This is a genomic window from Streptomyces sp. NPDC047049 (assembly GCF_040643995.1).
Taxonomy (GTDB): domain Bacteria; phylum Actinomycetota; class Actinomycetes; order Streptomycetales; family Streptomycetaceae; genus Streptomyces; species Streptomyces mooreae.
On sequence record NZ_JBEYVM010000007.1, the window covers coordinates 267322 to 288237 of the forward strand.

The window sequence follows — 20916 nt, forward strand, 5'->3', positions numbered from 1 at the left end:
GGGGGCGCATGCGCAGCGCGCGGGAGCGGCGGGGCGCCGCCGGACGTCCGGTACCGGCCTTGTGCGAGCGGTGCGCGGGACCGGCGGCTCCCGTTTGCCGGCGCCGTTCGCCACGGCCCTGCCTGCGGGCGGGCGGCGGGCCCGCCCGCCCCGCTACTCCTGCAGCACCGCCCGCGCCAACTGCCGTGACTGGGCGACCAGTCGGTCCTCGAAGTCCCAGACCTCGGCGTCCTCCTCCAGGAAACCGCCCGCCAGATTGCGGGTGGTGATGGCGACCCGCAGCGGACCGGGCGCCGGGCGCCGGCGGATGTGGGCGGTCAGCTCGACGGTGGGCACCCAGCCGGACAGCCCCATCTCGAAGGCGGTGGGCGGCAGGGCGTCGACGGTCAGCAGGAGGGAGAGCGGGTCGGGCTCGCGGCCGTCGGCGAGGCCGAACCAGGCGCGCATCTCGCCCTTGCCGGAGGGGGCACCGACGGCCCAGCCCGCCGTCGCCGGGTCCAGGCGGAGCGCGAGCCGTTCGGTGATGGCGGTGCTGCCGGAGATGGCGGGGCGGCCCCCGGGGGCACTGTCGGCCGCCAGGCAGTGCTCGTACGGCGGGATGGCCGGCGGCTTGGCGGTGGTGCGGACGTCGTCGGGCAGCGCGTCGAGGTCGCCGTACGCGGCGAGCACCCGCAGCCGCTCGACCTCGCTGCCGTCCTCCGCGAACTGGACGAGACTGGCGGTGCCGGTCGACATCGTGCGGCCGCTGCGGACCACCTCGGTACGGATCACGGCGGGGCCGGGGACCGAGGCCGTCAGGTAGTGCGCGGTGACGGAGAGCGGGTCGGGGTGCTGGAGGGCGTCGCCCAGGGCGCGGCCCATGAGGGCGAGGAGGTAGCCGCCGTTGACCGCCTGGATGATCGTCCAGCCGGCGGAGAGGTGGGCGTCATAGACGCCGGGGGCGCGGCGGGTGACCGCCGTATCGCGGTCGAACTCGCTGTTGCCTCGGTTCACCAGAGCCATGGGTTGCACGCTACACCGGATAGTTACCGACCGGTAGTGTCAGTTTTAACGGCCTCGAACGGAGGCATTCCTTCCGCGCCTGCGATGATGAGCGCCATGCTTCACGTCCTCTACCTGGTCGGTGTGGCCGCCTTCGCCGCGAGCGGGGTGCTGGCCGCCTATCGCGCCAATATGGACCCCTTCGGCGGTCTGGTGCTCGCCTTCGCCGCGTCGATCTCCGGCGGCACGCTGCGCGATGTCATCCTCGACCGGCGGCCGCTGTACTGGACGCACGACTGGGTGCTGCTGACCCTGATCATCTGCGTGGGCGTCGGCACCATGATCTATCTGCGGTTCTGGCAGCTGCCGCACAAATCCCTGCTGGTGGTCGACGCGATCGGGCTGTCCGTGGTCACGGTGATCGGCGCCCGCGCCGCGATCGAAGCGGGCGCCACCCCGCTCGCCGTGATCATCCTGGCGGTGCTGACCGGGGTCGCCGGCGAGGTCATCCGCGATGTGCTGTGCGGGGAGTTCCCGCCGCTGCTGCTGCGGGAGGACGTCTATGCGATCGCCGCGCTGGCCGGCGGCTGCTGCTACCTCCTGCTGTACCGGCTCGGCGTCGGGGCCACCCCCGCCGCGGCGATCTCGGCGGGGGTGGTGTTCGCACTGCGGATGAGCGCGGTCTACCTCGGACTGCACCTGCCGCGGTCGCAGCAGCTCCGCGACCGCCGCGGGCAGCAGGAGCCCGGCTGACCGCGGCGGCCGGTGCTCAGTTCGCCGGCGGCGCCGGCTTGCTGTCCGTCTTCAGCCACGTGGTGAAGAGGTCGTCGAGCTGCTGCCCGGAGATCTTCTCGGCGAGCGCGATGAACTGGGCGGTGTCGGCGTTGCCGTAACGGTGCGCGGAGGTCCAGGCCGGCAGCAGCGTGAAGAACGCCCGGTCCCCGATCCGCTCGCGCAGCGCCTGCAGCGTCATCGCTCCCCGGGAGTAGACCGCCTGGGCGAACATGGTGTCCCGCTGCGGATCGGCGACCTTCACCTTCCAGAAGGCGTCGCTCGCCGGCCGGGCGTCGTACGCCCTGCGGAAGGCGTCATGGGCGCTCAGGGTGCCGCGGTGCTCGTTCCACAGCCACTGTGCGTAGCTGGCGAAGCCCTCGTTGAGCCAGATGTCCTTCCACTGCTTGACGGAGACCGAGTCACCGAACCACTGGTGCGCCACCTCGTGAACGATGGTCCCCTCGCTGCGCACGGCCGAGTAGGCGGGCTTGGACTGCACCTCCAGCGAGAAGCCGGCCTGCGGCATGTCGTCGACGATCGCCCCGGTCTCCTCGAAGGGGTACGGGCCGAAGACCTTCGACCAGTAGTCGGTGACCTCGGAGGTGAGGCCGTAGACATCGACGGTCCCGGTGGGCAGGGCCGGATCGGTGGCGACGTAGACGGGCGTGCCGCCGGGGGTGGTGCCGGTGCGGACATCGAACTTTCCGATGGTGGCGGTGGCCAGGTACGTCGCCATCGGGCGGCTCTCGCGCCAGTGGGCGTAAGAGCGGCCGTGCGCCTGGCCGGAGCTGACCAGGCGCCCGTTGGAGACACCGGTCAGGCCCTTGGGGGCGTCGATGCGGATGTCGTAGGTGGCCTTGTCGCCGGGGTGGTCGCTGGAGGGGAACCACGTCGAGGCGGCGTTCGGCTCACAGGCGACGAAGACGCCGTCCTTGGTCTTCATCCAGCCGTAGTCGGAGCCGAAGACGATCGGGCCGCTCAGCGACTTGGGGACACCGTGGTAGGCGAGGGTGACGGTGAACTTCCTGCCGTGGCGCAGCGGGAAGTCGGGGCGTACGGATATCTCGTCGCCGGATCTGGTGAAGTGCGCCCGCCGGCCGTTCACCCGGACCGAGTCGACCGTCAGCTTCTGCAGGTCCAGGTCGAAGGCGGAGAGGTTCTGGGTGGCCCTGGCGGTGAGCGTGGTGCGGCCGTCGAGGCGGCCGCTGTCGGGGTGGTAGCTGACCCCGAGGTCGTAATGCAGGGCGTCGAAGCCGCCGTTGCCCAGCTCGGGGAAGTACGGGTCGCCGACGCCGGGGGCGCCGGGGGACGCGGCGGGTGCGGCGGCGAGAGTGGCGGCCGAGGCCACCGCGGTGGCCAGTGCGAGCCAGCGGGAGGTGCGACGTGCGGAACGGGAGAGTGCCATGAGCCATCCCTTCGGACACACGGATGAAGTTCGCCTCAAGATCGAACAACCGTGCTGACTCTGCACTCTCCCGCCGCTTTGCGCCCAGGACTTTGCCAAGTCCCAAGTGTTACTTGCCGGTTACGGCCTGACCGCCCGCCGGTCCGGTGTCCTTGGAGCCTGCTGTGTCCGCTGCGACCGCTGCGTCCGCTGCGTTCTCTGCGGTTTCCGGGTGGTGGCAGGCCACCTGGTGCCCCGTGCGCAGCGCGACCAGCGGCGGCTCGGTGGTGGCGCACACCTCGGTCGCCTTCCAGCAGCGGGTGCGGAACCGGCAGCCGGAGGGCGGGTTGATCGGCGAGGGCACATCGCCCTTGAGCAGGATCCGGTCGCGCTGGGTGCGCCGCTTGGGGTCGGGCACCGGCACCGCGGACAGCAGGGCCTTGGTGTACGGGTGCATCGGCGACTCGTAGAGCCCCTTGCGGTCCGCCAGCTCCACGATCTTGCCGAGGTACATCACCGCGATCCGGTCCGACACGTGCCGGATGACCGAGAGGTCGTGGGCGATGATGACGTACGTCAGGCCCAGCTCCTCCTGCAGGTCGTCCATGAGGTTGACGACCTGCGCCTGGATCGACACGTCGAGCGCGGAGACCGGCTCGTCGGCGACCACCAGCTTGGGCTTGAGGGCCAGCGCGCGGGCGATACCGATGCGCTGCCGCTGGCCGCCGGAGAATTCGTGCGGGTAGCGGTTGTAGTGCTCCGGGCTCAGGCCCACCAGCTCCAGCAGCCGCTGCACCTCCTTCTTCACCCCGCCCTCGGGCTCGACGCCCTGGAGGCGGAAGGGGGTGGAGACGATCCCGCCGATGGTGTGCCGCGGGTTCAGCGAACCGTACGGGTCCTGGAAGATCATCTGGACGTCCCGGCGCATCGGCCGCAGCCGGCCCGGGGACAGGTGGGTGATGTCCTGGCCCTGGAACTCGATGGAGCCGCCGGTCGGCTCGTCGAGCCGGGTGATCAGCCGGCCCATCGTCGACTTGCCGCAGCCGGACTCGCCGACGACGCCCAGGGTCTCCCCGGGACGGACGTCGAAGTCGATGCCGTCGACCGCCTGCACCGCCCCGACCTGCCGCTTGAGCAGGCCCTTGGTGATCGGGAAGTGCCGGACCAGACCCCGGACCCGCAGCAGCGGCCCGTCGTCGGAGGCGGTCTTTGCGGCAGGCTCCGCGGGGGTGTCCGCCGTCTTCTGGAGCGGAATCTTCTTGTTCTGGTCGTCAGTCGTCTCGGTCACAGCTTCGGCGCAATCTCTTCGGTCCAGATACGCTCCCGCTCCTCCTGCGACATGTGGCAGGCGGAGAAGTGCCCTCCCCCGTCGGCTACGCCCCCATTGGCGGGGGTGCCCCCACTGCCGGCCTCGCGCAGTTCGGGGCGGACCGTGCGGGTGAGGTTGTCCTTGGGCACGTCCGCGTACGGGCAACGGGGGTTGAAGGCGCAGCCGGACGGGACGTTGATCAGGCTGGGCGGGGAGCCCTTCACCGGGATCAGCCGGTCCGTCTGGTCACGGTCGATGCGCGGCATGGAGCCGAGCAGTCCCCAGGTGTAGGGGTGCTGGGGCTCGTAGAAGACCTTCTCGGCCGGGCCGCGCTCGACGCACCGTCCGCCGTACATCACCAGCAGGTCGTCGGCGAGTTCGGCGACCACCCCGAGGTCGTGGGTGATGATGATGACCGCCGAGCCGAACTCCTTCTGCAGATCGCGGATCAGGTCCAGGATCTGCGCCTGGACGGTGACGTCCAGGGCGGTGGTGGGCTCGTCCGCGATCAGCAGCTCCGGGTTGTTGACCAGCGCCATCGCGATCATGGCGCGCTGGCGCATACCGCCGGAGAACTGGTGCGGATGGTCGTCCACCCGCTTGTCGGGCTGCGGGATGCCGACCCGGTCCAGCATCTCGATCGCCCGCTTGCGCGCGGTCTTCTTGTCCACGTCGTTGTGGACGCGGTAGGCCTCCACGATCTGGCTGCCGACCGAGTAGAAGGGGTGCAGCGCGGACAGCGGGTCCTGGAAGATCATCGCCATCTCGCGGCCGCGCAGCCGGCGCACCTCGTCCGGCTCGGCACCGACCAGTTCCTTGCCGTCCAGCCAGATCTCGCCGGACATGTTCACCTTGCTGCGCTGCTGGCGCGAGGCGCGGTGCAGGCCCATGACGGCGAGCGAGGTCACGGACTTGCCGGAGCCGGACTCGCCGACGATGCCGAGCGTCTTGCCCTTCTCCAGGGTGAAGTTCAGGCCGTCGACGGACTTCACGATGCCGTCGTCGGTGTTGAAGTGCACCTTCAGGTCCCGCACTTCGAGGAAGGCGGAGGGGGGCCGGGAGCCGGCCGCGGTGGGTTCGCCCACGGCGGCCTCGGTCTTGTCCTCGGAGGAGTCGGTCACGAGAGCCTCACCCGCGGGTCGACGGCGGCGTACAGAACGTCCACCACCAGGTTGCAAATGACGATGAAGAACGCGGCGAGCAGGGTGACGCCGAGGATGTTCGGGAGGTCGTTGGCGTTGATCGCCTCGACGGCGAAGGCGCCGACCCCCTTGAGCGAGAAGACCTGTTCGGTGATCAGCGCACCGCCGAGCAGCAGGCCCAGGTCCATGCCGAAGACCGTGATGATCGGGGTGAGCGCGGCCCGCAGGCCGTGCCGGACGACCACCTTGCGCTCGCGCAGGCCCTTGGCGCGGGCCGTACGGATGTAGTCCTCGCTCAGCGTCTCCAGCATGCCCGCCCGGGTGAGCCGGGCGTAGAGCGCGGAGTAGAGGAAGGCCAGGGTGACCCAGGGCAGGACCAGGGTCCGGGCCCATCCGAACGGATCTTCCGTGAGATAGATGTAGTCGCTGCGCTCGAAGATCGGCCACTGGTAGGTGAACAGGGCCAGGGCCAGAGCTCCCGTGAAGAACATCGGGAGGGAGACGCCGGCCAGCGCGACGCCCATGGCCATCCGGTCGAAGAACGAGCCGGGGCGCAGCGCGGAGAGCACACCGGTGGCGACACCGGAGACGACCCACAGCACGGCCGCGCCGGCGGCCAGCGAGAGCGTCACCGGAAGCCGGTTCTGGATCTCCGGCCAGACCTCGATATGGGTTTTGAAGGAGTAACCGAAGCACGGCACATGGCACTTGGCCGCTTCCGGACCGAATTTGTAGTCGACGCCGACGAAAATGCCCTTGAGGAAATCCCAGTACTGCTCGTACACGGGCTTGTCCAGGCCGAGATTCTTCTTGACCGCGGCGATGTCCGCGGGCGTGGGGGCCTTTCCGATGTACTGCTGGGCAAGCTGGTCGGTGCTCTGCCCGGCCAGTTTCGGCAGCAGGAAGAAGATGCCGAAAGTGACCGCGCTGACGATCAGCAGCAGGACCACTGCGCTGATCAACCTGCGGATGATGTACGAGAACACGGGGATGCGGCGTCGGCGCCGCGGGCCGGTTCACCACCGGCCCGCGGACACCAATGCCTTCACCTGCCTTCCAGGGCTGCTACTTCTTGACGCCGACGTTGAGGTAGTCGTACTGACCGCTGAAGGCCGAGGTGGACACCAGGTTGGTGGCCTTGGGCGAGCGGTACATCAGGACCTTGAAGTAGGTGAGCGGAACGATCGCCGCCTGCTCCATCGTCTTCTTGTCGATCTCGGCGTACGCCTTCTCGCGGGCCGCCTTGTCGGTGTTGGCGATGGCGGAGTCGAGCAGCTTGTTGATCTCCGGGTCGTCCAGCTCCGAGAGGTTGGTGTTACCGGACTGGCTGATCGCCTTGCCGTTCAGGATCTGCTGGAGGTAGCCGTAGCCGGTCGGGAAGTCCGAGCCCCACTGCATCATGATCATGCCGACGTTGTTCTTCTTGTTGAACTTCGGCACACCGGCGTAGTCCGAGAAGTACTTGCTGGTCGGGTACGACTGGATCTTGGCGGTGACGCCGATCTTCTTCAGCGAGTCGATGACCGAGGTGGCCGCGTCGACCTCGTCCTGGCGGTCGTTGCGGGCCAGGATCGTGGTCGTGGTCTTGCCGGCACCGCACTTCGCCCAGTGCTTCTTGGCCTCGGCGAGGTCCAGCTTGTCGCCGTCGTACTTCTGCGGGTACAGGTCGTACTTCTGGTAGCCGTCGATGTCGGTCGGCAGGACCGTGGAGGCCAGCTCACCGCGGATCGGGCCGCCGAGGGAGGTCTGTACGGCCTTCTTGTCGATGGCGTACTCGACGGCCTTGCGGCACTCGATGTTGTCGAACGGCTTCACCTTGGTGTTCAGCGCCGTGTAGACGAGGCGCTGGCCGAGAGTGTTGTCGGTGTTGCCCTTCTCCTTGGGGTCCGTGAGGAGCTGGGCCTGGGTCTGCCCGTCGACGCCACGGCCGGCCAGGTCCACCAGGGTGTTACCGGACTGGAGGTCCTTGTCGATGGTCGACTGGGCGACCTTCAGGTTCAGCACGATCTTGTCCGGCAGCTGCTTGCGCAGCGGGTCCGTCTTCGCGGACCACTGCGGGTTGCGGACCAGGGTGAGCTTCTTGCCCTCCTGGTAGCTCTCGAACTTGTACGAGCCGGTGGACAGCACGGACTTGGTGTAGTCCGCACCCTTGTCCTTGGCCTGCGGGACCGGGGCGGTCTGCGGGGCGCTCACCAAGTAGTCGAACTCGGCGAACGGCCGCTTGAGGTGGAAGACGATGGTCTGGTCGTCCGGGGTCTCGATGGACTTCAGGCCGGCCTTGCTCTTGTCCTTGTAGGGACCCTTGTAGCCGCCGTCGTTGTCCTTGAGGAACTGCTGGAAGTAGTTCGGGCCCAGCGAGAGGGTGTCGCGCGCGAAGTTGCTCCGCTCGACGGCGTACTTGACGTCCTGCGAGGTGACCGTGGAGCCGTCGTCGTACTTGACGCCCTTGCGGAGCTTGTACGTCCAGGTCTTGCCGCCGTCACTGGGCTTGCCCATCGACTCGGCAAGGTCCGGGGTCAGCTCGTTGCCCTTGGCGCCGGGGCCCGGCTTGAAGGTGGTCAGCGGGCGCGCGTAGAGCCGGCTGAAGTTGTAGATGAAGGCGTAGTAGGTGTTGCCCGGGTCGAACGACTCGGGGGCGTCGCTCATCGCGTAGGTGACCGTGCCGCCCTTCGCGTCCGAGGCGTTGACGATGCCCTTGGTGGCGGCGTTCGCCTCGCCCGAGCCTTCCGAGGAGCCCTTGCCCCCGCTGCAGCCGGCCAGCAAAAGGCCCGCACTGGTGATGGCCGCGACAGCCGCGACCGGAACTGACCTTCGCATGATGGTCGGTGTCCCCTTCGTTCGTCGAGAAAGGTCAAACCTCAAAACGCAGTGATTCGGTAACGCAGTAACGCGGAAACGCAGTGATGCAGTCAGGGGCGTCGGAGCGGGTGCCCGGTGCGGCCGTCAGCGGCTGCGCGGGTCCAGCGCGTCCCTCAGTCCGTCACCGAGCAGGTTGAACGCGAGCACGGTGACGAAGATCGCGAGGCCGGGGACGATCATGTACTGGGGGTCGACCTCGTAGTACTTGACCGCCTGGTTGAGCATGCCGCCCCAGGACGCCTGGGGCGGCTGGATGCCGACGCCCAGGAAGCTCAGGGCCGCTTCGAAGAGGATGTTGGAGGGGATCAGCAGCGTCGAGTAGACGATGATCGGCCCCACCAGGTTGGGCAGCAGTTCCCGGAAGAGGATGAACGGCCCGCGCGCACCCATGCCGCGGGCGGCGTCCACGAACTCCCGCTCGCGCAGCGACAGGGTCTGCGCGCGCACGATCCGTCCCATGTACGGCCAGTTGAAGAAGCCGATGACGAAGATCAGCACGGAGATGTGCAGCGGCAGGCCGTCCAGGCCGAAGGCACCGCCCTGCAGCGAGGCGGAGATCGCGATGGCGAACAGCAGCAGCGGGAAGGCCAGGAACACGTCCATCATCCGGCTGATGAAGGCGTCCACCCGCCCGCGGTAGAAGCCGGCGACCACGCCGAGCACGGTGCCGATGGCGACCGACAGCAGCGTCGCGCCGAACGCCACGATCAGCGACACCCAGGAGCCCTCCAGGATCCGGGCGAGCAGATCGCGGCCGAACTTCGGGTCCACGCCCAGGGGGTGGTCGCCGCTCATGCCGCCGAGTTCGCCCTTGGGGAGCGTGGTGTTGGGGTCGATCAGCGCCTGGTTGGGATTGTTCGGGTCCAGCCCCAGCAGGGCCTGGATCGGACGGGAGAGCGCGGCGACGGCGATGAGCAGGATGACAACGATGGCACCGGCCACCGCGACCTTGTCCCGCCGAAAGCGCAGCCATGCGATCTGGCCGAGCGAACGCCCCTCGATCCGCTTTCCCTCGACGCCCTTCAGCACCGCTTCCGGCTGCGCCTCAGCAGCCGCCCCGGTGGTCTCGATCGGTGCGGTCACAGTGCCTTTGACCCCTCTCGGCCGACGGTGGCCGGCCCCTGCCCGCCGCGGGTTGCGGCCTGGTTCTCATCACTGGTGCAAGTTCGGTGCAGCAATTCCGGTGCAGCAAGTCCTGCGGACATCGCGGAAGTTCGCACGATGGAAGTTCTCGGGCTCACGCGACGCCGTGGGATGACGCTCGTACAAAGGACCGAGGTCCGTTGTTTCCGGAGTCTTCATCCCTTTCTCGATCAGTCACCAGTCCTGACAGGGAAAGGATGCGCAACTGTGATGTCCTTCACCGCTTTCCGTTATACGGACAACAGTTCGGGCTGAGCGGGACGATCGCCCGCGGGAGCGGTCCTCAACCGCGGGGCATACAAGGAGAATTCGCCACAGAACCGGCGCCCGGACGGTACGCCCGGGACACCAGAGACGGGCTGTCAGTAAGGGCGCGGGTAGCCGTAGCCGTACGACGGCGCGGGGGCCGGCTGACCCGGCGGCTGGGCGTAGCCGTCACGGTCGAAGAAGGGGCGCGTGGAGGCCCGCATCCACATGCCGACCGGGTCGAACTCGTCGTTCATCGCGACGGTGGAGACCGGCAGGCCGTCCGGCACCGCGCCGATCGACTGCTGGATCATCAACCGCACCGAATCCACCGCTTGTTGGCCGGTGTCGTACAGATCCAGACCGATCGCCAGATAGGGGGCGCCGAGCGCCGGCTGCACCCAGGCCCGGCGCAGCGACCGTACGGCGGGCGTCCGGTGCGCGTTCTGGGCGAGCAGCGCGTAGAACTGCGGGATGTCGATGACCGGTTCCGAGATCCGCAACGGACCGGCCGGCAGCCGGTCCAGACCACCGGCGATGCGGCGCAGATCCAGCCACGGGATGCCGATGCCCCCGCCGGGGGCGTGCGGATTCAGCCACAGACCCCAGCGGTCGGGGAAGAGCGCGGCGGCGATCTCCAGGCCGGTGACGACCTCGTGGTCACGGTTCCAGCCGGAGGCGGCGAGTTCGGGCGCCGAGGTCACACACGGCGCATAGCCGAGACCGTCGACCTCCATGTTTCCGTACTGCGCATCGGGCGAACCGGCCCGGCCGTGCCACAGCAGCATCCAGACCTGGCCCGCGGCGAGCGCGTGCAGCAGCGCCTCATAGGCGTCGTAACGGCCGGGCGAGACCTGCTGGAGCAGCTGCTCCAGCGCTCCGGCCGCCGCCGGCCCCTGATGCGCACCCGCGCTCACGTGGTCCGTCCCTTCTGTCCGCAGGGCACGTCATGGGTGCGCCCGCCCGTCATCCGTCCAGCTTACGAGTGGTCCCGAGAGTAGAAGGGCCGCACACGCTCCAGCATCCAGTCGGCGACCGGGTCACCCTGGGCGAGGTCGAGCATGACGAGCTGTACGGGCCAGGGCACCGGTACGGCACCGAGCGCACGTCCGAGGGCTGACAGTACCGCTTCGCGGGCGGTGCCGTCGTGCAGTGCCGCGGGGTCGGCGGCGATCTGTACACCGACGAACAGCGCGGGCGTGTCGCCCTCGACACTTGCCAGGGCACGCCGGGCAGTCAGGACAATCCGGGCGCCGGAGAACTCCAGTCCGGCGGCGGCCAGGAAGTCCACCGGTTCGTCCTGCCAGTCCGGCTCGAAGAGCCGCACCCGGCCGCCGCTGGGCAGACCGTCCGGCCCCTGACGCCCCTCCCGGCACAATTCGGCCACCGCGGGAGGCGGCAGCGGGACGCCGACCGCACCGTCCGGGTTGACCGCGATGCCGATGTGCGGGGGCAGCCCGCGGGCGAACTCCCGGGCCGGGGCGACGGTGAAGGGCATGTGCGAGCCGACCACTCGCAAGAACTCCTGCTCGGAGCTGTAGACCGGGACATAGGCCGCGCCGTCGAGCTCGACGGTCGGCAGATCGAGGCCGCGGGTACCGGGACCCGCGCTCTCCGGTCCGCCGCCGTTGGGCAGCGGCACCCAGACCCTGCTGCGGCCCAGCACCTCGACGATCCGGCCCCCGGCGCCCGGGTGCCCGACCGACGCGGCCAGCACCTCTTCGAGCTCGTTCGCCGGCCACGCCAGCTGCGGTATCCCCTGCTCCGGCAATGTCATGTGTATCCACCCGTTCCAAACCGCGCCATCTGGCCAAAGACCCTAGACGAGAAGGCGTGCGGAGGGACCCTCGGGGCACGGAGGCCGCGCACCCGGTCGCGGCTGTCAGCAGAAGCTGACCGTCTCCAGGGCGCTCGCCGCCCGGCGGTCGAGCAGGACGGCCGAGTCGCAGCCCTTCGGCAGCCGGGCCGACTCCGCCGCGCCGACCAGCCGGCCCACCGCCCCGCGGTGCCGCGCGAAGGCGTACCCCGACACCCCGCGCCCCCGCGACTCCTGGCCGGACAGTGCCACCTCGGGCGGCACATCGAGCAGCACCAGATGCAGCCCGCGGCCGCCGCGCACCGCCGAGCGCGCGAGCCAGCCACGCACCCACGCCAGGGTGCCGCAGTCGTGCACCACCACGCTCTCCCCCGAGCGCAGCGCACGGCCCAGCGTCAGGTAGTGGGCGGCCCGGACCAGCGGACGGTAGAGGGCGTACGGCAGCCGGCGCAGCCTGCCGTGTTCCCAGCGCTCGCGGGCGTCCTGCGAGTCGATGCGGTGCACCACGGCGCCGTGGGCGTCCAGCGGCGGTACGACCCGGTGCATCAGGGTGCTCTTGCCGCTGCCCGGCAGACCGGAGACCACCACCAGGTCACCGGCCGGGAAGCGCAGCTCGGCGGCGCCCCTCGCCCGTCCGCGGCCCCTCAGGTCCACGATTTCGGCACCACGCCCCGGCCGGACGACGGGCCGCGGCGCCCGGTCGGCCCGGGGCCCGGCGGCGGGCGGCACCCCGGGCGCAGTGACCCCGGGCGCGGCGGCCGGAGGCACGACGCCTGAAGTGGCTCCGGATGCCGCTTCACTGTGCACGCGATGTCCTCCCCGTCCGGTTCTGCTCCGGTTCGAGTCCGTCCCCTACCCGCAGAGTGTCAAGAAAAGGTAATGCCCATCAAGGCTATTGTCCGATCTGCCCACGTCATGGACGGGGCCACGGTGGGGGCTCCTCTATCGGGCGATCCCGTGCAATGATGTGGCCGCCACGTGCACATCTCGTCTCACCCGTGCACCGCCAATTCCATACCGGCCGCTTGAACCCGCGCGGGAGAGTCCCCGGCCGCCATGGCGGGGCGCCGAAGGAGCAAGTCCTCCCTTGAATCTCTCAGGCCCCTATACCGCGCAGGCGAGGCAGATCTGAAAAGCGAGCCGCAGCCCGGACCACGGGGCGGCTCCACCCAAGGTGCAAACCGGGTCCGTTCGCGGGATCCCGGTGAACCTCTCAGGTTCCGATGACAGATGGGGAGAACGTCTTGTCACCCCTGCCTGGGAGCCCAGAACCATGACTGATGCCCCCCGCCGTACCGCGCTGGACGCCACCCATCGCGCGCTCGGCGCCACCATGACCGACTTCGCCGGCTGGGACATGCCGCTGCGCTACAGCAGCGAGCGTGACGAACACGTCGCCGTCCGTACCCGCGCCGGCCTGTTCGACCTCTCCCACATGGGCGAGATCACCGTCACCGGCCCGCAGGCCGCCGACCTCCTCGACTATGCGCTGGTCGGCAACATCGGGGGCGTCAAGACCGGCCGCGCCCGCTACACCATGATCTGCGAGGCCGGGGGCGGCATCCTCGACGACCTGATCGTCTACCGCCTGGCCGACCAGGAGTACATGGTCGTCGCCAACGCCTCCAACGCCCAGGTGGTGCTGGACGCGCTGACCGCGCGGGCGGGCGGCTTCGACGCCGCGATCCGCGACGACCGGGACGCCTACGCGCTGCTCGCGGTGCAGGGCCCAAAGTCGCCCGGCATCCTCAAGAAGGTCACCGACGCCGACCTGGACGGCCTGAAGTACTACGCGGGCCTGCCCGGCACCGTCGCCGGCGTCGAGGCGCTGATCGCCCGTACCGGCTACACCGGCGAGGACGGCTTCGAGCTGTTCGTCCGGCCGGCCGACGCGGTCGCCCTCTGGGAGGCGCTGACCGAGGCCGGCAAGGACGCCGGTCTGGTGCCCTGCGGCCTGTCCTGCCGGGACACCCTGCGTCTGGAAGCGGGCATGCCGCTGTACGGGCACGAGCTGACGAGCGCGACCACCCCGTTCGACGCGGGCCTGGGCCGGGTCGTGAAGTTCGAGAAGACGACCAACAACGGCGACTTCGTCGGCCGTACCGCGCTGGCGGAGGCCGCCGAGCGCGCCGGGACGAACCCGCCGCGCAAGCTGGTCGGCCTGATCGCCACGGGCCGCCGGGTCCCGCGCGCCGGCTACCCGGTCGTCACGGCCGACGGCACGGTCATCGGTGAGGTCACCTCCGGGGCCCCCTCCCCCACCCTCGGCAAGCCGGTCGCCATCGCCTACGTCGACGCCGCCTACGCCACACCGGGCACCGAGGGTGTGTGCGTGGACATCCGTGGAAGCCATGAGCCGTACGAGGTCACCGCTCTGCCGTTCTACAAGCGGCAGAAGCAGTAGCTCACCCGCGGCGGACCCGGCAGCGGTGCGCACCCGTGCGTTTCACTGTGCAAGCCCCTCCCCCTCGGCGTCCCCAGGGGCGACCCCCTTCACGACCACACCCTCGCGTACAGGAGAATCGAGCCATGAGCAACCCCCAGCAGCTGCGCTACAGCAAGGAGCACGAGTGGCTGTCGGGCGCCGAGGAAGGCGTCTCGACGGTCGGCATCACCGAGCACGCGGCCAACGCGCTCGGCGACGTCGTCTACGTGCAGCTCCCCGAGGTCGGTGCCACGGTCGCGGCGGGCGAGACCTGCGGCGAGCTGGAGTCGACCAAGTCGGTCAGCGATCTCTACTCGCCCGTCGACGGTGAGATCACCGAGATCAACGAGGATGTCGTCAACGACCCCTCGCTGGTGAACACCGCCCCGTTCGAGGGTGGTTGGCTGTTCAAGGTGAAGATCAGCGGCGAGCCGGGCGAACTGCTCTCGGCCGACGAGTACGCCGCCTTCATCCAGAGCTGAGCCGCCGGCTCCCCTCCGCCACCGCCCCCGCGGAAGCTCCCCCGGGTTCCGTCCGGGGGACCCCCTCGCGCCCCTGACTCCCCCAGGAAGACTCATGTCGCTTCTGAACAGCTCCCTCCACGAGCTCGACCCCGATGTCGCCGCCGCCGTCGACGCCGAACTCCACCGCCAGCAGTCCACCCTCGAAATGATCGCGTCGGAGAACTTCGCCCCCGTCGCCGTCATGGAGGCCCAGGGCTCGGTCCTCACCAACAAGTACGCCGAGGGCTACCCCGGCCGCCGCTACTACGGCGGCTGCGAGCACGTCGATGTCGTCGAGCAGATCGCCATCGACCGCATCAAGGCCCTCTTCGGCGCCGAGGCCGCGAACGTCCAGCCGCACTCCGGCGCCCAGGCCAACGCCGCCGCCATGTTCGCCCTCATCAAGCCGGGCGACACCATCCTGGGCCTCAACCTCGCCCACGGCGGGCACCTGACCCACGGCATGAAGATCAACTTCAGCGGCAAGCTCTACAACGTGGTGCCCTACCACGTCGACGAGAAGACCAACCTCGTCGACATGGAAGAGGTCGAGCGCCTGGCCAAGGAGCACCGCCCCAAGCTGATCGTCGCCGGCTGGTCCGCCTACCCGCGCCAGCTCGACTTCGCCGCGTTCCGGCGCATCGCCGACGAGATCGGCGCCTACCTCATGGTCGACATGGCGCACTTCGCCGGCCTGGTCGCCGCCGGTCTGCACCCCAACCCGGTGCCGCACGCCCACGTCGTGACCACCACCACCCACAAGACCCTCGGTGGCCCCCGCGGCGGTGTGATCCTCTCCACCCAGGAGCTGGCCAAGAAGATCAACTCCGCGGTCTTCCCCGGCCAGCAGGGCGGGCCCCTGGAGCACGTCATCGCCGCCAAGGCCGTCTCCTTCAAGGTCGCCGCCTCCGACGACTTCAAGGAGCGCCAGCAGCGCACCCTCGACGGCGCCCGGATCCTCGCCGAGCGCCTGGTCCAGGACGACGTCAAGCAGCACGGCGTCTCCGTCCTGTCCGGCGGCACCGACGTCCACCTCGTCCTCGTCGATCTGCGCGACAGCGAGCTCGACGGCCAGCAGGCCGAGGACCGCCTCCACGAGGTCGGTATCACCGTCAACCGCAACGCGATCCCCAACGACCCGCGGCCCCCGATGGTCACCTCCGGCCTGCGCATCGGCACCCCGGCGCTGGCCACCCGCGGCTTCCAGGCCGACGACTTCCGCGAGGTCGCCGACATCATCGCCGAAGCCCTCAAGCCCGCCTACGACGCCGAAGCCCTCAAGGCCCGCGTCACCGCGCTCGCGGAGAAGTTCCCGCTGTACCCGTCCCTGTGACGCGTCGGCTGCGCTGAGCCCGCTGCCCGTCGGCCGGCGGGCAGCGGGTGCCCGGGCGGTGGACCCGGGGCGGACCGTCCCGGGCCCACGGCCCGTACACCCGCTCCTCCTCTTCCCCGCCCCCCGGTGCCCTCCCGCGCTTCCGCGCATGCATGACCGCGGCGGCAAAGGGCAGCAGCCTTCCACGGGCCGCGGGATCGCGGCCGGGCCCGTGCCCACAACACCAGAGCCGGACAGCCTGCCCGGCGGGCCGCGGCCCGTGCCCCGCCCGGCATCCCCCGAGCTGCGTTTCCACGACGCCACCGACCGTTGCCCCCGGCGACGGGAGTCCGACATGTCCCGTCCTGCGGCACCGCCCCGGGTCCGCGTTACCCTCGACCAGCGGCGCAGAAACGTCCCCTCTGCCCCATTGCTCCATCGCCAGACCGCTCCATCGCTCCACCGTCCACCACGAGCAGACAAGGGAGTCCGCCCCCGTGGCCATCTCCGTCTTCGACCTCTTCTCCATCGGCATCGGCCCCTCCAGTTCCCACACCGTCGGCCCGATGCGCGCCGCCCGGATGTTCGCGGGACGCCTCAAGAAGGACGGTCTGCTCGCCCAGACGGCCACCGTGCGCGCCGAGCTGTTCGGCTCGCTGGGCGCCACCGGCCACGGCCACGGCACCCCCAAGGCCGTCCTCCTCGGCCTGGAAGGCCACTCCCCCCGCACCGTCGACGTCGAGTCCGCCGACGCCGAGGTCGAGCGCATCCGGGAGACCAAGCGGCTGCGGCTGATGGGCGCGGAGATAGGCGCCGCGCACGAGATCGACTTCGACGAGTCGGCCGAGCTGATCCTGCACCGGCGCCGGGCCCTGCCCTACCACGCCAACGGCATGACGCTGTGCGCGTACGACGCCGCGGGCGCACCCCTGCTGGAGAAGACCTACTACTCGGTCGGCGGCGGTTTCGTCGTCGACGAGGACGCGGTCGCCGGCGAAAACCCGATCGTGCCCGACGACACCGTGCTGAAGTACCCCTTCCGCACCGGCGACGAACTGCTGCGGCTGTCCCAGGACACCGGCCTGTCCATCTCCGCCCTGATGCTGGAGAACGAGAAGGCCTGGCGCACCGAGGAGGAGATCCGGGCCGGGCTGCTGGAGATCTGGCAGGTCATGCAGGCGTGCGTCACCCGTGGCATGTCCCGTGAGGGGATCCTGCCCGGTGGGCTCAAGGTGCGCAGGCGGGCCGCCAATGCCGCCCGCGCCCTGCGTTCCGAGGGCGACGCGGCCGCCCGCGCGATGGAGTGGACCACCCTCTACGCGATGGCCGTCAACGAGGAGAACGCGGCCGGCGGCCGGGTGGTGACCGCCCCCACCAACGGCGCCGCCGGCATCATCCCCGCGGTCCTGCACTACTACCTCAACTTCGTGCCCGGCGCCGACGAGGACGGTGTGGTCCGCTTCCTGCTGGCCGCCAGTGCGATCGGCATGCTCTTCAAGGAGAACGCCTCCATCTCCGGCGCCGAGGTCGGCTGCCAGGGCGAGGTCGGCTCCGCCTGCTCGATGGCCGCCGGCGGCCTCGCCGAGGTCCTGGGCGGCTCCCCCGAGCAGGTCGAGAACGCCGCCGAGATCGGCATGGAGCACAACCTGGGCCTGACCTGCGACCCCGTCGGCGGCCTCGTCCAGATCCCGTGCATCGAGCGCAACGGCATGGCCGCCGTCAAGGCCGTCACCGCCGCCCGCATGGCCCTGCGCGGCGACGGCCGCCACCACGTCTCCCTCGACAAGGTCATCAAGACCATGAAGGACACCGGCGCCGACATGAGCGTCAAGTACAAGGAGACCGCACGCGGCGGCCTCGCGGTCAACATCATCGAGTGCTGATTGACGACCCTGGAGGCCCTGACCAGCGCGTTCGTTTCTTCCGGCGCTGTCAGGGCCTCTCCCTTTTCCGGTCCCTTTCCTGGTCGGCGGGCCGGTCGTCCGCCGGGTCGTCCGTCCGGCTATCGGCCGATCTCCCAGGCGAAGGGCGGGAGTTCGCGGGCTCGGGAGTAGATGTCCAGGGCCTGGCTGGTGGGGACGAAGGGGTGGACCCGGGCGCCTTCGAGGCCGGCCAGCAGGCGGGCGCAGTGGTGGACGCAGCCGGCGACCTCTCTGCCCTGGCGGTCGACGATGGTGGCGGCGTCACGGGAGCCCTCGCACGGGGTGGGGTCCTTGGCGGCGGCGGCCGGGCAGCGGCTGGGCGGGGTGCCGGCCGCGGCGGTCCGGTCGGCTGACCGGCGCGGCGGCGAAGCGTCGAGTGGCTGGTGCATCGTGAGCCCCCTGGTGCTGCGGTGGTTCGTGCTGTGCGCGTGCGCCGTGGCGGAATCGGTTCGGTCGTCCCGGCGCCCAGGACAGTGCTGCTCGGCGTGGGACACGTCCATGCCGCCTTGGGGAAGACCTGGTCCGATCGTCAGCTATTCATGGGAATGTGCGCCATGAGGCGCCTTCGCCGATCGGGGCCGGGCTGGTCCGGCGGGGCAGGCGAAGGGCTCCAGGAGCAGTGCGAGAGCGAGCAGGGTGGCCGCCAGCAGCCAGCCGGCCAGGACATCGCCCGGCCAGTGGACGCCCAGATAGACGCGGGTGAGGCCGACTCCGGCAGCCCAGAGGGCCAGTACCACGCACCAGGTGCGGGCCACGGCGGGGCGGGCGCGCCGGGCGATGCCCCAGGCCAGGATTCCGGCCGCGAGCGCCGAGGTGGTGGCGTGGCCGGAGGGCAACGCGTAGCCGGAGGCGTGCGCGGCCCAGTCCTCGGCCGGCGGGCGGGGGCGGGCGAGCAGTTCCATCAGGCCGTAACGGATCGCCTGGCCGACGGCGAGGACGGCTGCGGCGCAGATCACCGCGCGCAGCCGGCCCACCGCACCGCGGCCGGCCAGCAGGCCGGCGAGCACCGCCAGCAGATAGGGAACCGGCCCACTGCCGGTGGCGGTCAGCGCGCGGGCCAGGGAGCGCTGCGGCTCGCCGTGGTGAGCCGTGGACCAGTGGAGGGCGGCTTGTTCGGGGGCGAGTGGTGCTCCGTGGCGCAGGGACACGGTGAGGGCCACGGCGGTGAAGAGCGCGGCGCAGACCGCGGCGAAGGTCAGGAGTGGGGCGGGGGCGGGACGGCGCCAGGGGGTGGGCTCGGGGTGCGGGTCGGGGCTCGGGGCCGGCTCCGGGTCCGGGTCCGGCCGCTGCGGGCCCGGGCCTGGTTCCGGTGCCCGTTCCGGTTCGGGTTCCCTCCCCCGTCCCGGTTTCCGATCCCGTCCCGGTTTCCGATCCCGTCCCGGTTCCCGTCCCGGCGCCGTCACCGCGCGGCCGCCAGGGGGCACGGCCGGGTGGCGCGGATCCGGTCGAGGGCGGGGGCTGTCCGGCAGGGCCGCTGTTCGTCGAAGAGGATCTTGACGAGGTCGTTGACGAGGAAGGCGGCGACCACGACGAGAGGGGTGGCCGGCGCCGGCACCATGGCACCGGAGGCGCCGCTCCCGGCACGCCACCAGCCGATCAGCATGGGGGCGGCGAAGAGCGCGAGGCCGTGGTCGGCCCGGTAGGAGAGGAGGGTGTTCAGGGTGTGCGGGGCGTGCTGGGCGAGGTAGACGATCCGGGTGTACGGGCCGCCGTCGATCGAGGCTCCCCCGAAGGCGAGGTGGGTCACGGGGCTCTCCTTGACGGCTCGGCGCTCTGCGGTGCGGTGCTCTGTGGCGCGGTGCTCCGGGAGGTGCTTCAGACGTCGGGGGGCGGTGTCGGGCGGCCGGGGGCCGTTTGCGGGCGTCTGCGGGAGCGGAGCAGTTCGACGGCGAGCGGGGCCAGCGATACCAGCACCACCAGGGCGACCATCGGCAGCAGATAGCGGTCGACATTCGGTACCGATGCGCCCAGGGCGTATCCGGCGAGGGTGAGGCCGAGCGTCCAGAGCAGCCCGCCGGCGATCTGCCAGAGGGCGAAGGTACGGGCGGGCACGTCCAGGGCGCCGGCCAGCGGATTCAGCACGGTGCGGACGACGGGGACGAAGCGGGCGAGGACGATGGCCTTGCCGTGGCCGTAGCGTGCGAGGAACTCCTCGGCGCGGGCGGCGCCCTCGTGCAGCCGGCGGGCGCGGCTGCGGGCCAGCAGGGCGCGGCCACCGCGCCGGCCGATCCAGTAGCCGGTCTGGGAGCCGGCGAGCGTACCGACGGCGGCAGCCGTGAGGACCTGGGGCAGCACGAGGTGGACGGCGCCGCCGGTGCCCGGGGCGCACAGCAGTCCGGCGGTGAACAGCAGGGAGTCGCCGGGCAGGAAGAAGCCGATCAGCAGCCCGGTCTCGGCGAACAGCACGACGGCGACGCCCAGCGCACCGAACGCGGCCAGCAGGGAGCCGGCATCGAGCACGTTCACGGCCTGGTCGACCGCTGTCACCTGCGGAAACGCGGCGGCTGCGGACATGTCAGCGGCCCCTCCCATAATGGGTTGCGGGCCCGGCTTCCGGCCGGCCCGACCGACTACAGTCCCGTAGACGGTCTACGGCACTGTAGACGACGAACAGGTGAAGGGCGTTCCATGTCGGAGACATCACCCGCGCAGCGGCGCCCGGCCGGGGAGCTGGAGGCGAGCGTGCTCGCGGCGCTCTGGGCGGCCGGCGGGCCGCTGAGCCCCGCCGAGGTGCAGAGCGCGCTGGGCGGCCGGCTCGCGCGGACCACTGTCACCACGATCCTCACACGGCTGCACGACAAGGGGGCGGTCTCCCGCGCCCGGGCCGGCCGCGGTTTCGTGTACTTCCCCATACAGGACTCCGCGGGGCTGACCGCCCGGCGGATGCGCAGCGAACTCGACAAGCAGGACGACCGCGGCACCGCGCTCGCCCGCTTCGTCTCCCAGCTGACCAGTGAGGACGAGCAGTTGCTGCGGTCCCTTCTGGACGACGCGGAAGGCGCCCCCGAGGGACCCGGGGCCGGCTCGCGGCCCGGCCCTGGCCCCGGCACCAGCACCAGCACCGGCACCGACCCCGGCACCGCAGCCGCGCCATGATCGT

20 protein-coding genes and 1 riboswitch are annotated in these 20916 nt (G+C 70.6%); of the genes, 6 read left to right on the plus strand and 14 right to left on the minus strand.

The window, feature by feature from the left end; translation table 11 throughout:
• Positions 1–153: 153 nt before the first annotated feature.
• The gene (locus tag ABZ851_RS19190) at positions 154–1002 is read right to left on the minus strand and encodes a thioesterase family protein (protein WP_361128727.1); all 849 of its coding nucleotides are present in this window, start codon (positions 1000–1002) and stop codon (positions 154–156) included.
• A gap of 96 nt (positions 1003–1098) precedes the next feature.
• Between ABZ851_RS19190 and ABZ851_RS19195 the strand changes: the two genes are divergently transcribed.
• The gene (locus ABZ851_RS19195; RefSeq protein WP_361128730.1) at positions 1099–1734 is read left to right on the plus strand and encodes a trimeric intracellular cation channel family protein; all 636 of its coding nucleotides are present in this window, start codon (positions 1099–1101) and stop codon (positions 1732–1734) included.
• Between the two features lie 16 nt (positions 1735–1750).
• Here ABZ851_RS19195 and ABZ851_RS19200 read toward each other — a convergent pair whose 3' ends face one another.
• The 9 genes from ABZ851_RS19200 to ABZ851_RS19240 all read right to left on the minus strand — a co-directional run bounded on the left by ABZ851_RS19200 (position 1751) and on the right by ABZ851_RS19240 (position 12383).
• Entirely contained in the window at positions 1751–3160 is a 1410-nt protein-coding gene (locus ABZ851_RS19200; protein ID WP_361128733.1) for a M1 family metallopeptidase, read from the minus strand.
• 109 nt (positions 3161–3269) lie between these two features.
• Positions 3270–4427, minus strand: coding sequence for a dipeptide ABC transporter ATP-binding protein (locus tag ABZ851_RS19205; protein ID WP_361128737.1), 1158 nt, complete (start codon positions 4425–4427; stop codon positions 3270–3272).
• Positions 4424–5569 carry an ABC transporter ATP-binding protein gene (locus tag ABZ851_RS19210; protein WP_361128740.1) on the minus strand — a complete coding sequence of 382 codons (1146 nt, stop codon included), beginning with the start codon at positions 5567–5569 and terminating at the stop codon, positions 4424–4426. Before ABZ851_RS19210 ends, ABZ851_RS19205 begins: the two co-directional genes overlap by 4 nt.
• Entirely contained in the window at positions 5566–6576 is a 1011-nt protein-coding gene (locus ABZ851_RS19215) for an ABC transporter permease (RefSeq protein ID WP_336054602.1), read from the minus strand. Before ABZ851_RS19215 ends, ABZ851_RS19210 begins: the two co-directional genes overlap by 4 nt.
• Positions 6577–6655: 79 nt before the next feature.
• Entirely contained in the window at positions 6656–8407 is a 1752-nt protein-coding gene (locus ABZ851_RS19220; RefSeq protein WP_361128744.1) for an ABC transporter substrate-binding protein, read from the minus strand.
• A 126-nt stretch (positions 8408–8533) separates the two neighbouring features.
• Entirely contained in the window at positions 8534–9532 is a 999-nt protein-coding gene (locus ABZ851_RS19225) for an ABC transporter permease (protein WP_336054600.1), read from the minus strand.
• A gap of 422 nt (positions 9533–9954) precedes the next feature.
• On the minus strand, positions 9955–10755 hold the full coding sequence (locus ABZ851_RS19230) for an enhanced serine sensitivity protein SseB C-terminal domain-containing protein (RefSeq protein WP_361128748.1): 801 nt from the start codon (positions 10753–10755) through the stop codon (positions 9955–9957).
• A gap of 62 nt (positions 10756–10817) precedes the next feature.
• Positions 10818–11615 (minus strand): enhanced serine sensitivity protein SseB, encoded by a 798-nt coding sequence (locus tag ABZ851_RS19235; RefSeq protein WP_361128751.1) that lies wholly within the window; start codon positions 11613–11615, stop codon positions 10818–10820.
• Between the two features lie 105 nt (positions 11616–11720).
• On the minus strand, positions 11721–12383 hold the full coding sequence (locus tag ABZ851_RS19240; protein WP_361128945.1) for an AAA family ATPase: 663 nt from the start codon (positions 12381–12383) through the stop codon (positions 11721–11723).
• A gap of 297 nt (positions 12384–12680) precedes the next feature.
• A riboswitch (glycine riboswitch) is annotated at positions 12681–12776 on the plus strand.
• 151 nt (positions 12777–12927) lie between these two features.
• On the opposite strand from ABZ851_RS19240, the gene gcvT reads away from it, so the two are divergent.
• The 4 genes from gcvT (at position 12928) to ABZ851_RS19260 (ending at position 17777) form a co-directional block, all read left to right on the plus strand.
• The gene (gene gcvT, locus ABZ851_RS19245; RefSeq protein WP_361128754.1) at positions 12928–14058 is read left to right on the plus strand and encodes a glycine cleavage system aminomethyltransferase GcvT; all 1131 of its coding nucleotides are present in this window, start codon (positions 12928–12930) and stop codon (positions 14056–14058) included.
• 125 nt (positions 14059–14183) lie between these two features.
• The gene (gene gcvH, locus ABZ851_RS19250) at positions 14184–14561 is read left to right on the plus strand and encodes a glycine cleavage system protein GcvH (RefSeq protein ID WP_088800172.1); all 378 of its coding nucleotides are present in this window, start codon (positions 14184–14186) and stop codon (positions 14559–14561) included.
• 94 nt (positions 14562–14655) lie between these two features.
• Positions 14656–15915 carry a serine hydroxymethyltransferase gene (glyA, locus tag ABZ851_RS19255; protein WP_336054596.1) on the plus strand — a complete coding sequence of 420 codons (1260 nt, stop codon included), beginning with the start codon at positions 14656–14658 and terminating at the stop codon, positions 15913–15915.
• Between the two features lie 476 nt (positions 15916–16391).
• Entirely contained in the window at positions 16392–17777 is a 1386-nt protein-coding gene (locus tag ABZ851_RS19260) for an L-serine ammonia-lyase (RefSeq protein WP_361128758.1), read from the plus strand.
• Positions 17778–17896: 119 nt separating this feature from the next.
• On the opposite strand, the gene ABZ851_RS19265 is transcribed toward ABZ851_RS19260, so the two are convergent.
• The 4 genes from ABZ851_RS19265 to ABZ851_RS19280 all read right to left on the minus strand — a co-directional run bounded on the left by ABZ851_RS19265 (position 17897) and on the right by ABZ851_RS19280 (position 20330).
• Positions 17897–18205 (minus strand): hypothetical protein, encoded by a 309-nt coding sequence (locus ABZ851_RS19265; protein ID WP_361128760.1) that lies wholly within the window; start codon positions 18203–18205, stop codon positions 17897–17899.
• Between the two features lie 144 nt (positions 18206–18349).
• Entirely contained in the window at positions 18350–18976 is a 627-nt protein-coding gene (locus ABZ851_RS19270) for a phosphatase PAP2 family protein (RefSeq protein ID WP_361128762.1), read from the minus strand.
• 239 nt (positions 18977–19215) lie between these two features.
• A complete protein-coding gene (locus ABZ851_RS19275) occupies positions 19216–19563 on the minus strand; it encodes a hypothetical protein (protein WP_361128765.1) in 348 nt (115 codons plus the stop codon).
• A 68-nt stretch (positions 19564–19631) separates the two neighbouring features.
• Positions 19632–20330 carry a DedA family protein gene (locus tag ABZ851_RS19280; protein WP_361128768.1) on the minus strand — a complete coding sequence of 233 codons (699 nt, stop codon included), beginning with the start codon at positions 20328–20330 and terminating at the stop codon, positions 19632–19634.
• A 114-nt stretch (positions 20331–20444) separates the two neighbouring features.
• On the opposite strand from ABZ851_RS19280, the gene ABZ851_RS19285 reads away from it, so the two are divergent.
• Positions 20445–20912 (plus strand): BlaI/MecI/CopY family transcriptional regulator, encoded by a 468-nt coding sequence (locus ABZ851_RS19285; protein WP_361128771.1) that lies wholly within the window; start codon positions 20445–20447, stop codon positions 20910–20912.
• The last annotated feature ends 4 nt before the right edge of the window (positions 20913–20916 follow it).

Bases quoted from the DNA above. Each gene is read 5' to 3' on its own strand.
- ABZ851_RS19190 (WP_361128727.1), bottom strand. From the start codon at position 1,002: ATGGCTCTGGTGAACCGAGGCAACAGCGAGTTCGACCGCGATACGGCG.
- ABZ851_RS19195 (WP_361128730.1), top strand. From the start codon at position 1,099: ATGCTTCACGTCCTCTACCTGGTCGGTGTGGCCGCCTTCGCCGCGAGC.
- ABZ851_RS19200 (WP_361128733.1), bottom strand. From the start codon at position 3,160: ATGGCACTCTCCCGTTCCGCACGTCGCACCTCCCGCTGGCTCGCACTG.
- ABZ851_RS19220 (WP_361128744.1), bottom strand. From the start codon at position 8,407: ATGCGAAGGTCAGTTCCGGTCGCGGCTGTCGCGGCCATCACCAGTGCG.
- ABZ851_RS19235 (WP_361128751.1), bottom strand. From the start codon at position 11,615: ATGACATTGCCGGAGCAGGGGATACCGCAGCTGGCGTGGCCGGCGAAC.
- gcvT (WP_361128754.1), top strand. From the start codon at position 12,928: ATGACTGATGCCCCCCGCCGTACCGCGCTGGACGCCACCCATCGCGCG.
- gcvH (WP_088800172.1), top strand. From the start codon at position 14,184: ATGAGCAACCCCCAGCAGCTGCGCTACAGCAAGGAGCACGAGTGGCTG.
- glyA (WP_336054596.1), top strand. From the start codon at position 14,656: ATGTCGCTTCTGAACAGCTCCCTCCACGAGCTCGACCCCGATGTCGCC.
- ABZ851_RS19265 (WP_361128760.1), bottom strand. From the start codon at position 18,205: ATGCACCAGCCACTCGACGCTTCGCCGCCGCGCCGGTCAGCCGACCGG.
- ABZ851_RS19280 (WP_361128768.1), bottom strand. From the start codon at position 20,330: ATGTCCGCAGCCGCCGCGTTTCCGCAGGTGACAGCGGTCGACCAGGCC.
- ABZ851_RS19285 (WP_361128771.1), top strand. From the start codon at position 20,445: ATGTCGGAGACATCACCCGCGCAGCGGCGCCCGGCCGGGGAGCTGGAG.